17 protein-coding genes and 1 other annotated feature are annotated in these 14,112 nt (G+C 39.3%); of the genes, 5 read left to right on the top strand and 12 right to left on the bottom strand.

From position 1 onward, the window contains the following. Positions 1 to 27: 27 nt before the first annotated feature. The 3 genes from recQ to ACGHCK_RS03895 all read right to left on the bottom strand — a co-directional run bounded on the left by recQ (position 28) and on the right by ACGHCK_RS03895 (position 3,817). Positions 28 to 1,806, bottom strand: a complete 1,779-nt coding sequence (gene recQ / locus ACGHCK_RS03905) for a DNA helicase RecQ (protein WP_202231037.1) — start codon at positions 1,804 to 1,806, stop codon at positions 28 to 30. 353 nt (positions 1,807 to 2,159) lie between these two features. Further along, the gene (locus ACGHCK_RS03900) at positions 2,160 to 3,182 is read right to left on the bottom strand and encodes a DUF475 domain-containing protein (protein ID WP_251423083.1); all 1,023 of its coding nucleotides are present in this window, start codon (positions 3,180 to 3,182) and stop codon (positions 2,160 to 2,162) included. Between the two features lie 11 nt (positions 3,183 to 3,193). Next, positions 3,194 to 3,817, bottom strand: a complete 624-nt coding sequence (locus tag ACGHCK_RS03895) for a YigZ family protein (protein ID WP_251423080.1) — start codon at positions 3,815 to 3,817, stop codon at positions 3,194 to 3,196. 56 nt (positions 3,818 to 3,873) lie between these two features. On the opposite strand from ACGHCK_RS03895, the gene ACGHCK_RS03890 reads away from it, so the two are divergent. Together ACGHCK_RS03890 and ACGHCK_RS03885 are read left to right on the top strand one after the other, a co-directional pair. After that, complete coding sequence (locus ACGHCK_RS03890) at positions 3,874 to 5,127, top strand: DEAD/DEAH box helicase (RefSeq protein ID WP_271328255.1); 1,254 nt, start codon at positions 3,874 to 3,876, stop codon at positions 5,125 to 5,127. 245 nt (positions 5,128 to 5,372) lie between these two features. Further along, on the top strand, positions 5,373 to 5,774 hold the full coding sequence (locus ACGHCK_RS03885; RefSeq protein WP_237459990.1) for a ComF family protein: 402 nt from the start codon (positions 5,373 to 5,375) through the stop codon (positions 5,772 to 5,774). A 3-nt stretch (positions 5,775 to 5,777) separates the two neighbouring features. Here ACGHCK_RS03885 and ACGHCK_RS03880 read toward each other — a convergent pair whose 3' ends face one another. The 5 genes from ACGHCK_RS03880 to ald all read right to left on the bottom strand — a co-directional run bounded on the left by ACGHCK_RS03880 (position 5,778) and on the right by ald (position 9,396). Continuing rightward, a complete protein-coding gene (locus tag ACGHCK_RS03880) occupies positions 5,778 to 6,239 on the bottom strand; it encodes a diacylglycerol kinase family protein (protein ID WP_271328253.1) in 462 nt (153 codons plus the stop codon). After that, the gene (gene ybeY, locus ACGHCK_RS03875; RefSeq protein ID WP_251423074.1) at positions 6,223 to 6,711 is read right to left on the bottom strand and encodes an rRNA maturation RNase YbeY; all 489 of its coding nucleotides are present in this window, start codon (positions 6,709 to 6,711) and stop codon (positions 6,223 to 6,225) included. The genes ACGHCK_RS03880 and ybeY overlap by 17 nt, the downstream gene beginning before the upstream one ends. A gap of 21 nt (positions 6,712 to 6,732) precedes the next feature. Continuing rightward, a complete protein-coding gene (locus ACGHCK_RS03870) occupies positions 6,733 to 7,206 on the bottom strand; it encodes an NUDIX hydrolase (RefSeq protein ID WP_251423070.1) in 474 nt (157 codons plus the stop codon). Then, complete coding sequence (locus tag ACGHCK_RS03865; protein ID WP_251423068.1) at positions 7,199 to 8,167, bottom strand: PhoH family protein; 969 nt, start codon at positions 8,165 to 8,167, stop codon at positions 7,199 to 7,201. Before ACGHCK_RS03865 ends, ACGHCK_RS03870 begins: the two co-directional genes overlap by 8 nt. Positions 8,168 to 8,289: 122 nt before the next feature. Further along, positions 8,290 to 9,396, bottom strand: a complete 1,107-nt coding sequence (gene ald, locus ACGHCK_RS03860) for an alanine dehydrogenase (protein ID WP_271328252.1) — start codon at positions 9,394 to 9,396, stop codon at positions 8,290 to 8,292. Between the two features lie 257 nt (positions 9,397 to 9,653). Here ald and ACGHCK_RS03855 point away from each other — a divergent pair, with 257 nt between their 5' ends. The 3 genes from ACGHCK_RS03855 (at position 9,654) to ACGHCK_RS03845 (ending at position 11,819) form a co-directional block, all read left to right on the top strand. Next, on the top strand, positions 9,654 to 9,938 hold the full coding sequence (locus tag ACGHCK_RS03855; RefSeq protein ID WP_202231027.1) for a hypothetical protein: 285 nt from the start codon (positions 9,654 to 9,656) through the stop codon (positions 9,936 to 9,938). A 69-nt stretch (positions 9,939 to 10,007) separates the two neighbouring features. Continuing rightward, positions 10,008 to 11,180, top strand: a complete 1,173-nt coding sequence (locus tag ACGHCK_RS03850) for a hypothetical protein (protein WP_202231026.1) — start codon at positions 10,008 to 10,010, stop codon at positions 11,178 to 11,180. A 6-nt stretch (positions 11,181 to 11,186) separates the two neighbouring features. After that, on the top strand, positions 11,187 to 11,819 hold the full coding sequence (locus ACGHCK_RS03845) for an ATP-binding cassette domain-containing protein (protein ID WP_251423062.1): 633 nt from the start codon (positions 11,187 to 11,189) through the stop codon (positions 11,817 to 11,819). A 99-nt stretch (positions 11,820 to 11,918) separates the two neighbouring features. Here the strand turns inward: ACGHCK_RS03845 and rpmA are convergent, their stop codons facing one another. The 4 genes from rpmA to ACGHCK_RS03825 all read right to left on the bottom strand — a co-directional run bounded on the left by rpmA (position 11,919) and on the right by ACGHCK_RS03825 (position 14,056). Continuing rightward, positions 11,919 to 12,203, bottom strand: coding sequence for a 50S ribosomal protein L27 (rpmA, locus tag ACGHCK_RS03840; protein ID WP_004257956.1), 285 nt, complete (start codon positions 12,201 to 12,203; stop codon positions 11,919 to 11,921). After that, positions 12,196 to 12,540: a ribosomal-processing cysteine protease Prp gene (locus tag ACGHCK_RS03835; RefSeq protein WP_202231024.1), complete on the bottom strand. Its 345-nt coding sequence runs from the start codon at positions 12,538 to 12,540 to the stop codon at positions 12,196 to 12,198. Before ACGHCK_RS03835 ends, rpmA begins: the two co-directional genes overlap by 8 nt. A gap of 3 nt (positions 12,541 to 12,543) precedes the next feature. After that, positions 12,544 to 12,858 carry a 50S ribosomal protein L21 gene (gene rplU / locus ACGHCK_RS03830; RefSeq protein WP_003136338.1) on the bottom strand — a complete coding sequence of 105 codons (315 nt, stop codon included), beginning with the start codon at positions 12,856 to 12,858 and terminating at the stop codon, positions 12,544 to 12,546. Positions 12,859 to 12,891: 33 nt separating this feature from the next. Beyond that, positions 12,892 to 12,964, bottom strand: a sequence feature (ribosomal protein L21 leader region). A 183-nt stretch (positions 12,965 to 13,147) separates the two neighbouring features. Further along, a complete protein-coding gene (locus ACGHCK_RS03825) occupies positions 13,148 to 14,056 on the bottom strand; it encodes a diacylglycerol/lipid kinase family protein (RefSeq protein WP_251423059.1) in 909 nt (302 codons plus the stop codon). Positions 14,057 to 14,112: the final 56 nt, after the last annotated feature.

Genomic DNA, 14,112 nt, shown 5'->3' with positions numbered 1-14,112 from the left:
CATCTTAAGCGTTTTTTCTTTAAGAATTTATCTATTTTCGTAGGCTTTCACAGTTTCTAAGAAAGCTTTACCATATTTTTTCAGTTTTACTTGTCCCACACCAGAGACTTTTAAAAATTCTTCTTCTCCCTGAGGCATGATTCGTGCCATATCTTTCAGTGAAGCATCTGAAAAAATCATGAAAGGTGGAACGCCTTCTTCTTTGGCAAGCTCAAGACGTAGTGTACGCAAGTCTTCAAACAGTTCTGCATTAAAGGATAATTCTGATGCTGTCGTCTTTTTCTCTGGACTCAAAGCTGCACGGCGCCAAACTCTTTCTCTACCCTGCAGCACGTCTATACCGCGCTTCGAAACCCCGAGTAAGGGATATTTCCCCGCAGAAACTACCAGATAGCCTTCCCCAGTCAAAAAGTCAATCAATTCTCCAATCGCTTTTTGAGAATAGTCTTTCATAATGCCAAAAGTAGAGAGTTTTTCAAAGTTCCAGCGGGCTAAATTTTTATTTTTAGAACCAACCAATACTTGTGCTACTGCTGTCTTCCCAAAGCGCTGCTCCATGCGAACTACACAGGACAGCACTTTTTGGGTTTCCAAGGTAACATCCGTACGCTCACGATCATCCAAACAATTCGAGCACTTGTGACAGTCCTCACCCTTATCACCAAAATACTGCAAAATATAGCCTTGCAAGCAAGTTTCTGAACTCGCATAAGCCTGCATCTGTCTGAGCTTTTCGTACTCTTGTTCCTTGTGCTGCTCACTTCCCTCACCTTGTTCGATGAGAAAGTTGCGCAAACGCACATCATTAGGTGAAAACAAAAGAACAGCATCCGAATCTAAACCGTCACGCCCCGCACGACCAGCCTCCTGATAATAAGCTTCAATCGTTGCAGGCATCCCATAATGAATCACAAAGCGAACATTACTCTTATTGATTCCCATGCCGAAAGCATTTGTTGCGACCATAATCGGAACAGCATCGTAAAGAAAATCCTCTTGGTTTTTCTGCCGTTCCCTTTCAGATAGCCCTGCGTGATAACGTTTTGCTGGAAAATGGTTACGGTTGAGCCATTCCGTAACTTCTTCCACCTCCTTGCGTGTGTTGGCATAAATAATGCCTGATTCATCTTGATGCTCCTTTAAATAGGACTTCAAAAAATCCCGTTTATCCTTGCCTTTCACTACTTCAAAGCGAAGATTTTCTCGTAAAAATCCAGTTTTTACAGTACTTTCTGCTGATATATGCAAAAGTTCTTGAATATCCTGTGAAACACGAGGAGTCGCTGTAGCTGTCAGAGCCAATATCGTCGGTGAAGTTGGCAAATCAGATAAACGCTCAGCAAAAGTAACATAAGAGGGCCTAAAGTCATGCCCCCACTGGGAAATACAATGTGCTTCATCGATAGCTACTAAATCAATGGGCAAGTGCTGTAAAAAGGAATTAAAAGACTCCAGTTCAAAACGCTCCGGTGCAACAAATAAAATCTTAACTTGGCCGCTTTCAACCTGTTGCATCCGAAAGTGTACCTCCATCTCATCCACAGTTGAGTTGATAAAAGTAGCAGGGATATTGGCGATATTGAGCTGGTCTACTTGATCTTTCATGAGAGAAATCAAAGGGGAAACGACCAAAGTTATCCCCTCTTGTAAAAGTGCTGGAAGCTGATAACAAATCGACTTTCCAGCCCCCGTTGGTAAGATACCGAGTGTATCTGTCCCTTGTAAGACTTGTTCTATAATTTGCTTTTGCCCTTGGCGGAAACTTTCGTAACCGAAAAATTCTTTGAGTTTTTCTTCTAAATTCATCTTTTTTTATTATAGCAAAATATGATGCACTGTGTTGCTGGTGAAAAAATAAACAATCATTCTGATGTGCTGGTTTGGCGAAGAATTGTATTAGCTATTGACTTTTAACTTGCTTGACTGATAATTGACAAATGCCACGATAAGAGAACGTAACCCAATCCAGCATGGCCATATGCAACTCAAATCTGCCGCGAATTGACTATAACGTGAACAGCTTCAAAAATAACCTCTATCAATCTTTAATTGCTCTCATCTACACATCGTACTTAAAAAAGTCAAAAACTCCTGACCAAGCAGGAGCTTCTGAAGTAAATAACCGCACTACTAATAACAGGCTTTTTCCAAAAATTTGCTTAATGTGTACGATTATAAAGGACACTTGAGATAAAGGAAAGCACAATAATCAAACCGCCAAGTAATCCAGTTACCGCTTCACCTATTTCCCAACGAATACTTGCTAAAATAAGAATAGCCAAGGTCAATATTGCCCAATGTGCCCCGTGTTCTAAATATACTAACTCATTAAGTGTTCCTTTTTCAACCAAATAAAGTGTAAGAGAGCGGACAAACATTGCCCCTATGACACCCAAACCCAGCAAAATAATAATTGGATCAGAAGTGATTGCAAAAGCACCAATCACACCATCAAAACTAAAAGAAGCATCAATAACTTCCAAGTACATGAAAAGCGAGAAGGCTGCACGACCAACTGCATACGTCGCTTCTCCTGTTGCATGCTTTGGCAAGTGCTCTGTCATCATCTCTCCAAAGCCATTAACCAGCATAAAAGTCACAATACCTAAAATCCCTGAAAAAAGAATCGCATGTGCATCAGCAGCAACAAATTCTGCTGTTAAAAGGAGAATAATCAGAGAAATAATAGCATTGGCTGCCGGAAAATGTCCAATTTGTTGTAAGAGTTTTTCAGGCAATTTCAACCACGTATGTGCTCTTTTGTCAAAGAAAAATCCCAAGGCTAGCATCAACAAAAACATTCCGCCAAAAGCGGCAATAGTGGGATGAGCATGATGCAATATATAACCATATGTCCCTGGAATCGATGAATCCCCTTTTTCCAAAGCTAAGCGCATCGCACTCACCGGATCCAAGTGAGCCGATACCCCCACAATCAAAAGCGGAAAAATCAAACGCATCCCCACTACAGCAATTAAAATTCCCACCGTTAGAAATATTTTACGCCAGGCAAGGCTCATCCGTTCTAAAATTCTTGCATTGACTATGGCGTTATCCATTGAAAGTGAAATTTCCAATACTGCAAGAATGGCTGTAATCATAAGACCGTCCCAGCCTGCATAAATATAGGCAGCAACCAACGCAATAATACTAACAATAAACGAGCTTCTAAAAATTTTCATAAATCCCTTTTCTAAATGTCCACTTCTACAAGTTGTTTTTCCCCTTTTGTTACAGAAATTTTTCCGCTAAACTGCTCGATTAAATCTTCCAGTACTCGCTCTGTTTCATCCAAATCCACAAAAAGTTTAACGGTCACATCTGATAAGAATTCACTTTCAGAGATTTCTAAACCTTGTTTACTTAAGAAACGCTGCAAGCTGTCAAAATTACTGTAATCCAATTTCAGTATGAGCTCTTCCTGAGTGACAAATTGCACCAAGCCCACTTGATCCAAAGCATGTCCCACACTGCCAGCATAAGCACGTATTAAGCCGCCCGCACCAAGTTTAATTCCGCCAAAGTATCGGGTAACTACAGCGCAGACATTCGTAATTTGTCTTTTTTTCAAAATTTCTAACATGGGAACCCCAGCTGTTCCCGAAGGTTCACCATCATCACTTGAGCGCTGAATTTCCTGTCGATCACCCAAAGCAAAAGCCGAACAATTGTGTGTCGCCTTATAATGTTCTTTTTTTATCTTCGCAATAAAGTCACGCGCTTCTTCTTCAGTATAAACGCGCTTCAAATGGCAAATGAAGCGCGACTTTTTGATTTCTTCTTCTGCACAAAAATCCTTTTTTATAGTAATCGTCATAAATAAATTTTATCAAAATTAGTGAAAACATGCGACTTTTTTCGTCCAAGAAGAATATGAACGAATTATACGGGAGATTGCTCCTCAAAAAAGAATTAAGCGCAGTACCTATTCAGGCTATTCTTTTAGAGGGGATGAAAGAAATTTCAAAAACTAAAGTCAGATGCAGCCGCTGTGGAAAAACCAGTGAGAAGAAAGAAGTACAGTTACCGATTGGGGCTTACTATTGTCCCTACTGTATTCAGATGGGACGTGTTCGCTCCGATGAAAAACTCTACCATCTTCCTCCGGAGCGCTTCCCAGCAGTCTCTTATCTCAGCTGGGAAGGGGACTTGACTCCCTCTCAGCAGTCTATATCCGAACAGCTGGTCCACTTGAACCAAAAGCATGAAACGATACTCGTCCAAGCGGTAACTGGCGCTGGAAAAACAGAGATGATTTATCAAGTCATTAACGAAACACTAAAAAGAGGGGAAGCTGTCGGTTTGACAAGCCCTCGGATTGATGTATGTCTGGAACTTTACCGGCGTTTAAAGAAAGACTTTTCCTGCCCCATCTCACTTTTACACGGGGAAGGAGAAGCCTACCGTCGCTCTCCCCTAGTCATTGCTACAACGCATCAACTCTTACGTTTTCGTCATTCCTTTGACTTACTCATTCTTGATGAGGTTGATGCTTTCCCCTTCCCTGATAATGACATTCTTTCTTTCGCGCTCAACCAAGCGCGAAAACCTTCTTCAACCTTGATTTATCTAACTGCAACAACTACACATGATTTAGAGAGACAAGTAAAATTAGGGCACATCAAAAAATTACAATTGCCGCGGCGTTTTCACGGTTCCCCACTTGTTCTCCCACAATTCTTCTGGCAGAGCAAATTTTACCAAATGATTAAAAAACAAAGAACTACAGGTTTTCCCTTACTTATTTTTGTTCCTGAAATAAGACAAGGTAAAGCACTGACTCAAGATTTAGTAGAAAAATTTCCTAAAGAAACGATTTCTTTTGTTGCCTCAACAAGTACTCAGCGACTAGAAAATGTAGAAAAATTCAGACAGAAGGAAATCTCCATCCTTGTGTCAACAACAATATTGGAGCGCGGTGTTACTTTCCCTAAAGTTGATGTTTTCGTCTATCACAGCCATCATCATAACTTTACCCGGTCAAGTTTAATCCAAATCGCAGGACGTGTTGGACGTAGCCCTCAAAGACCTGATGGGAAGGTTTATTTCTTCCATCTGGGCAAAACCAACTCCATGCTAGAAGCCTATAAAAATATTAGAGCAATGAACCAAGCAGGTGGTTTCTGATGAAGTGCTTACTCTGTCAATCTGATTTCTCTCCTTCGCTTTCCTTTTATCAGCTCTTCCTTCTCCTTCCTCAATCTCCTCGACTCTGTTCCTCTTGTTATTCAAAATTCCACTTCATAAAACCACCTCACTGCAGCCGATGTTTCAAAACTGGAGTAAATGGTATCTGTTCAGATTGCCGCTTCTGGGAAGACGAGGAAGGGATAATCATCAAACACCAAGCAATCTTCACTTACAACGAAGCCATGGAAGATTATTTTAGTCGTTATAAATTTATGGGAGATTATCGTTTACGTAAAGCCTTTAGTCACTACTTTAAGAAAGAAAAAGATTATACCATTGTCCCTGTTCCTATAAGTGAAAAACGCTTGCAAGAAAGAGGTTTTAATCAAGTCGTAGGCTTTATTGATCATCTTCACTTCATGCCCCTTTTGGAAAAAGAAGAGGGTCTTTCGCAGCACACCCTTAGCAGGAATAAAAGACTGCAAAATAAAAACACCTTCACTCTCAAAGCAAAAGTAAAGGTTCCTAACAAAGTTTTACTTATTGATGATGTCTACACTACAGGACGTACTCTACAGCATGCTATAACCGTTCTGAAAGAAGCCGGTGCCCAAGACGTAAGAAGTTTCTCACTTTGTCGCTAACTCTTAGAAAAAGATATTCCAAATTTTAGGTAGAAAGATAAAGGAAGCTACAAGCAAAGCAAAACCAGAGATTACTAAAACAGCTCCAGCAGCCATATCCTTAGCTCTCTTGGCCCGCAAATGAAATTGGTAGTCTGCAGCTAAATCAACAACATTTTCTATAGCCGAGTTCAACAATTCTGCAGTAAAAACCAAAAAAACAGCCAGGAAAAGGAAAAGCCACTCAAACTCTCTAATTTGAAAAACAATACCTGAAATCAAAGCCAATACTGCAGAAAGAGCATGCTTACGCATGTTTCTTTCTTCTTTGAAAGCCGTCCAAATTCCAGTAATTGCAAACTCCATACTGGAGACGATATTGGTATTTTTCCAACGTTTGCGCTCCGAGCTCACAGGAATTTCCCCGTCAGCAAAATCTTCCTTATTAAAAATTTTTACGTCTTTTTCTTTATCTTTTAAGTCCATAAGCAGTCAAAATCTCCTCCTGAAGTCCGAACATTTCCGCTTCTTCTTCTGGAGTATAATGGTCGTAACCATTAATATGTAAGAAGCCGTGGACCACTAACCAACCGTATTCACGCTTAAGAGAATGCCCATACTCTTTTGCTTGCTCTGCTGCCTTATCGATTGAAATGAAGAGCTCACCGATAAAGGGATCCAACTCTGTCATCAATTCTTCTGGAATTTCCATATCCTCGTCAAAGAAAAATTCTTCTTCATCCGGCTTATATTCGAGAGAAATGACATCCGTTGGTGCATCTTTTTCTCTATATTTCAGATTAATTTCTTGTGAACGTGAATTATCAACAAAAGTTACAGCCATTTCCTTAGATTCCGCGAGCTTAATATAGTCTGCCGCAAATTTTAATAGCTTTTCTGTTTGTTCGATAATCTCTTCTGAAACTTGTTCCGTTTCATCAACTAATTCGATATACATTATCTTCCCTATTATTTATTATTACTTTATATGCTTTTGTTCCATCATCTTTTTTGCAAAATTTAAAAGAGCTGCTTGAGTAGAAGGCATAACATCTTTGGGCAACTGCTCAAAAGGAAACCAGCGTGCATCTGTGACTTCACTGGCTTCAAGAAGAATTGCTCCTGAAAATTCATTACTTGTGTAAACAACATCAACGATATGCACTTCATCACCGTTGGGATAGCAGAAATGCTGCTCTTCTCCAGAACATACTGTAAATAATTCCATATCACTCACAGTCAGTCCTATTTCTTCGAACAGTTCACGTCTTGCAGCTTCTTCTGCCGTTTCTCCCGGCTCAATCGAACCACCATGATAAGACCAACAGCCTGTATCTTTACGCTTTTGGAGCAATATCCCTTCATCATTATAAATAATGAGACTCGCACAAGCAATCACAAGTGGTCGGGGACCTAATATTTTGCGCAAGTCAAGAACATAGCCTTCAGACATGTTTGTCTCCTTTTTTCTCATAAGCATTGATAATTTGAGCCACGACAGGATGACGAACGACATCTTTAACTGTAAAATAGACAAAATCAATACTGTTTAAACCAGAAAGTTTTTCCTGCGCATCAATCAAGCCAGATTTTACTTTAGAAGCCAAATCAATCTGTGAGATGTCCCCATTGACAATCATTTTTGAGTTGAACCCCAAGCGCGTGAGGAACATCTTCATCTGCATCGTTGTTGTATTCTGGGCCTCATCCAAGATAACAAAGGCATCGTCTAAAGTACGTCCACGCATGTAAGCTAGAGGTGCAATTTCGATAATTCCACGCTCCATCATCCGTTCGGTTGCATTTTTTCCTAAAATCTGGAATAAAGCATCATAAACAGGACGCAGATAAGGATCTACTTTTTCTTGTAGATCGCCTGGCAAGAAGCCGAGATTTTCACCAGCTTCAACAGCCGGACGTGTCAAGATAATCCGCTTCACTTGTCCATTACGCAATGCTTGAACAGCCATAACAACAGCTAAGAAAGTTTTGCCTGTCCCTGCAGGTCCTATGCCAAACACGACATCGTGATGCTTTACGCTGTCTACATAAAGTTTTTGGCCCACATTTTTTAAGCGGATTGGTGTCCCCACAGCATCTTTCGTCAATTCAATTTCATAAAGTGTGATGAAATTTTCAATATTATCTTCCAACACCATCTTGATTGCAATCATTGCATCTGAACTGTGTACAGGTAATCCCCGTGAAATTAAGACCAGGAGCGCTTGCAGAACCTTACGTGCTTGCTCAGGAGCATTCTCGTTATCCGCAAAAATCTGCACCCTTTCTCCCCTGTAGTTGATATCAACAGCAAGTTGAGATTCTATCAACTGTGCATTTTTATCCTGTGAGCCAAAAAGCAAAACTGCATCTTCGGGGTTTTCCAACTTAAACTCTACGGAATGTTTAGCCAAACAAATACCTTCCTGTTCTTTTATTTATAATCTTTGTCTCATTATATCATATTTCAGAGCTTATACGTGTTCACACCTGCAAATAAAAAATCACTGAGACAAATATCTCAATGATTTTTAGCTTATTTTTTCTCTACATGGGGCAGGTCGATAGATTCCGCTAAAGCAAGAGAAACTATCTGTCCTTTATAGACACTCATGCCAGAGGTAAGAGGAAGGCTTGCGGCCAACGCTTCATCTAAACCTTTATCTGCAATGAGCTTCAAGTATTCTATATTACCTTTAGACATCACTAAAGTTGATGTTCTAGGTGTCGCTCCTGGCATGTTAGGCACTGCATAATGGATAACATCATGTTTTACAAATACGGGGTTTGCATGACTGGTTGCATGTTCAATCGTTTCAACTGTTCCACCCTGGTCAATAGCAATATCCACAATAACTGAACCAGGTTTCATCAACTTAACCATATATTCCTTCACAAGTTTAGGCGGTTTAGCACCAGGTATCAAAATTGTTGAAATAAATACATCTGCTTCTTTGATATGTTCTTCCAAAGCTTCCGTTGTTGACTTAATAATCTGAATGTTTTTTCCTAAATAACGTGCTTCAAGCTCCTGTATACGCTTATCATTCAGCTCCAATATAACAACTGAACAGCCAATACTCAAGGCGATGTCTGCTGCATTCTCGGCAGCCGTTCCACCACCAAATATCACAACATGTCCTGCTTCAATCCCGCTGTCAGGAATACCTGGAAGCAGAATCCCTTGCCCTCCATGCTGTTTCTCCAAGTAATACTGTCCAAGATTAACTGCGCGTCTCCCTGCAATAGCACTTAAAGGTTTCAAAAGAGGAAAAATGCCATCAGCCGCAATATTTTCAGCGGAAAAAGCCGTAATATTCATTTCCATCATCTTCTCTACGCAGGCTTTGTTGGCTGGCAAATGCAAGAAGCCCCAAATGATTTGACCTTGTTTAAGGTATTGGTATTCTTCTTCCAGGGGTTCTTTTACCCGGACAAGAAGTTCTGCTTCCCAAGCCTTGGCACGGTCAACAATCTCAGCACCAGCTTCAATATACTGCTCATTTGAAAAACCAGCTCCTGCACCAGCTTTATTTTCTACAAAAAGTTGATGACCGGCCTCTACCAGAATTTTTACATTTTCTGGTGTCATGCCCACTCTTTCTTCTCCTTGTTTCAGGTCTTTGACAACACCTATAATCATTGTTTTTCCTCCACTTTCTGTATCCACTATAGAGTAAATATAGCATAAATAAAGCGCTTAACTTTGAGAAAGGGAAAAAAACACCCCTTTTTAGAAGAATAAGAAATTTTTGTTTTCTATTCTACAAAATATATTTTTAGTGAAAAGTAAAATGTATTGACGTCTAATACAGTGTAAGGCAAAAAAAGATATTATGTATTGAAAGGAGGAACTGAAACATAGTATCGCAATAATTTATATAGAAAGTAGGAAAACATATGCCAAGCAAAAATCTTAAAAAATTCATCATTACTGCGCTCACTGCTCTTGCACTTTTTTCGGGATCTGGCTTAGCGCAGGCCAATGACGTTCAGAAACCAGCACCCAGAGTCTGGGTGGCTACTGTCGTGCATCAAAGAGTATACACACCACAAGGTATACTTGTTCGGACCTTTTACCGTGAATTGAGGGTTATACGGGGTTACAAACTTCGTGAGATTTATTTTTCTTATGATAAAAAGAGCAAACTCTATTATCGAACCTATATTTACGACACTTACTAAGTGAAGTACACAATGACGAAAGGGAAACATATACTGTTTTCCCTTCGCTCTTTTCATGAGGAAAAAAATATGTTTATACTAAAAAAATTTTTAAGTAACAATAAAAACAAAGTACTTCTCTCCTTATTGTTGATCGGCTTAATTCTCCAGTTCATTGCCTTTGAAACCGTGGGAACCAATCTTCCTACTAACATAAATCAAAAAGTTATCACGCAAGAAAACATCCATTTTAATGAAAAAAATATTAAAGAGACCGAAATTCTTATTGAATCTGAAAATCCTCCAGAAAATGTCCAAGAAATTTTAGTCGAATTGCAAGAAGATTTAAAATTAAATAAAGAAAAGCTCCATGCATTGGAAAAAAACAATTACAAGGAGTTCTGGCGTTTAGAGAACCTTCACAACGAAAAGACGCTAAAAAAATTGGAGGAAGCTGAAAAGAAAGGCGAAGAGTCTTCTCTTGTTGGAGGACATGAGCATATCAAATCAATGTCAAAGTGGTATCACCAAGTTCTAAACAGTGGGCAAGACTTTACCCAAGCTCCAGGACTCAATCCCTCAGGCCTAGGCGCTGCCCAATATATTTTGATTGGCTTAGGAGGACTTTATGGTTTAATCCTGCTGACTTTCATCTGTGGGGACACCTTAGCGATGGAAATGCCTAATGGTTTGCGTTATTACCACCTGATGAAAAAGGATAAAAAAGTGCTACATTTCCAGCATCTGTTTATCCCTGCTGGTTTTGTGCTCCTGCTTATTCTTTTTGCCTTGCTGGTTTTTGCGCTCTTCGCTGGACTCCAGTTTGGCATGGGCTCTTGGAACTTTCCTGACTTTGTCGTTGGGGCAACTTATGATTTATTTCAGGGCGAGGAGTTGCTCTGGCGCCTGCTCTATCTACTTCTGGCCATCCTCTTTATTACAAGTTTAGGACAGCTCCTCTCACAGTTTATCAGAAAAGCTTACATTCCTTCAGCGATTATCGCTTTACTGCTAGTCACTTATTCTGTTATCCATACGCATGAAGTGATGAAGACAATCATCAAATGGATTCCTTTGACCTACTTAGATATCAACACCGTCCTTCAGTTTTCAAATGGTGAAAATTCGTGGCCAACTTCTGGAGACTTTCTCTTTGGTAGGAATTCACTTGGGATTGGTGCTCTTGTTCTTCTCTCTTGTACCATTATTTTCTACAGCACAAGCCACTTCCTTTTTACAAAGTATATTTATAGAAAGGCATAATATATTATGAAACTTGCAATAAACAACTTGACAACTCACACACTCAGTAACGTTTGCTTAACCCTTGATAGACCTGGTCTTTATGGCATCATCGGTCGAAATGGAACAGGAAAGTCTACCCTTTTTACTGCAATCAATGATGAGATGAACTTTGAGGGAGAGATTCTTATCTCTGATGGTTGGCATCAAGGAAGAGTTTCCTATGTGGCGACACTTGATATTTTTGATAGCAATCTCAAAGCAGCGGACTATATTAAAGTTTTGAGAGGAAAGGAGTGGGAACATGCCCAAAAATATATGCCCTTGTTTTCCGCTTCACGTTTCTTTGAAAAGCCGATAAAAAAATATTCTCTAGGTATGAAAGAAATACTGGCCTTTATTTATACGGTCAGTCTTGAAGCAGATGTTATCATCGTCGATGAACTGATGAATGGACTTGACAATGCAATGCGTGCCAAAGCATTTCAAATCTTAAAAGAGCTTTCTGAAACAAAAATTATCTTGCTTACTTCACACATCTTAGAAGAAGTTGAAAGATATTGCGATAAGGTTTATTTTCTTTCAAAATATGGCTTTGATGATGTCCTAGACTTTAAGGAAGCACAAAAATTAATCCGTGAAACACAAGTGTTTATGTAAAGAAAAGACATGAATCTGCCCATTAAGAAAGGCCTTCCCTCATTGTCTTTTCTTTTATATTTACAAAAAAAGCCTCTCCGAAGAGAGACTCGTTTACCATTATTTAGCTACTGCTGGGTAAACTGAAACGTGTTTTTTACCACGTTTCATTTCAAATTTAACGTGTCCTTCGATTTTAGCGAAGAGAGTATCATCGCCACCACGACCAACGTTAGCACCTGGATGGATATGTGTACCACGTTGGCGGAAAAGGATTGAACCGCCGCTTACAAGTTCACCGTCAGATGCTTTAGCACCAAGACGTTTAGCTTGTGAGTCACGACCATTGGAAGTAGAACCCCCACCTTTTTTGTGGGCGAAGAGTTGCAGATTAAGTTCAAGCATTATATTGCCCTCCATTTTCAATTTTAAGTGTAATATATTGGCTATAATTTTTAGATACTTCTCGCATAGCATTTTCAAATGCTTGGAGCAGTGTCTGAGCCAACTCGCCTTGTCTTTCAGGAGTACTCAAAGGTATTTCAACATAAAGATAACCATCTTCCATATTGGCAATGGGTTTAATCTTTGCCATTTCATAGAGATTGTTTGCTGTTGTAATTGACAAGACACTGACAGCTGCACAGACCACATCATGGCCATATTCACCTGATTCAGCGTGCCCCGAGATTTCATAGGAAACTATTTTATCCCGCTTTGTCCTGATAACTGCTTCAATCATGCCTTAAGCGTTGATTGATTTGATGACAACCTTAGTATAAGGTTGACGGTGACCTTGTTTACGGTGTGAGTGCTTTTTAGGTTTGTATTGGAAAGTAACAACTTTCTTTTGTTTACCATGTTTTTCAACTTCACCGACAACTGTCGCACCTGAAACGAGTGGAGCACCAACTTTAGTAGTAGCACCGCCGACAAGAACAACTTCATCAAAAGTTACAGTCTGACCTGCTTCAACGTTAAGTTTTTCAACGTAGATGACTTGTCCTTCTTCAACTTTAACTTGTTTACCACCAGTTTTGATGATTGCGTAGTTTGACATTGTGATTCCTCCTTGTTAGATTTTCTGCCGTTAAACGGCTGTAAGACTCGCCTTGGACCGTGAGCTTATGCTACTTGAACGATACCTCGTGCGGTTGTACTTTATGGGAGACCACAAAGACAACTACATAAGTATAACAGAAATACCTCTTAATTTCAAGAGGTACGACAAAGGTAATTTTATCTCTGTATTTTGCCAAATTCAAAGAGAGGACAAAATCTGTTACATGTTTCAAAACTACTTTCAGTTGATAAAAAAATAGTCCATAATTTAAAGCTATAAACACGTTTTATTTAGGCACAATAGTAGTCAGACCTTTGCGATAAACTTTAATATCCAGTGGAAGCGGAGAACTCTTATCTCCGTCAATTCTTGAATAAGGAACATCTTTCGTTTTATTTGACTGTATACCTATTTCTAAATGATCGGTATCAAAATAAGTAATGTCCATAAAATCCTCCACTTTGCCCTTACGTAGCTTATTTAAGTGGAATAAAATTTTGAAAAGATGAATTTCCTTCAAGGAATAAACTCGGATAAGGCCATCGTCCACCTTAGCATCCAGCGAAAGTGCTTGCCTTCCACCGATGGTATCCGTCATCGTGATGAGCAATAATTTTGTTTTTAAAGCTTTTGTTTTACCATTATATTTGAGTTCGATATGATAACTTTTATTATGACGAATAACTTTGTAGGCATCCTTCAGATAGGCAAAAGGTCCAAACTTTTTCTTTTCAGTGCTGCTCACATTCTGAGCTATGTCTGCCAAAATACCCAAGGTTAAGCTTGAAATCATGTACTCATCATTCACCTTGGCTATATCAAATTTTTGCCTCCTACCATGTTTTAGATTTCCAAGTGCAGCTTCTATGTTTTGAGGGATACGAAGGGATTTGGAAAGATTGTTCACTGTCCCGTTTGGTATAATTCCTAAAATTGAATCTCCGCCAGCTTCAAACACTCCACCACAAATTTTGTTAATCGTGCCATCACCTCCCAGAGCTATTATCAAATCTGTCTTTTCTTGCCCTGCTTTTTTGGCTAAACGAACAGCCTCTTCTGGACTTTCTGGATTCACAAACTCCAACTGAAAATCTTGATTTTCCTTTTTAGCAAAAAACTGCCTGATTGTATTTAAAACTTCTTCTTCATCATTATTTCCAGAAGCTTGATTGTAAAACACTTTTACTTTTTTCATATTCTCCTCTATTCACTTTATATAAAAATAACTTTTTCTCTTTTGTAAGGGCACAA

Origin of the sequence: Lactococcus muris, from assembly GCF_042849115.1 — a bacterium.
Classification (GTDB): Bacteria; Bacillota; Bacilli; order Lactobacillales; family Streptococcaceae; genus Lactococcus; species Lactococcus muris.
The sequence above is the reverse complement of the archived record's forward strand: the minus strand, read 5'-3'. Positions and strand labels throughout refer to the sequence as shown.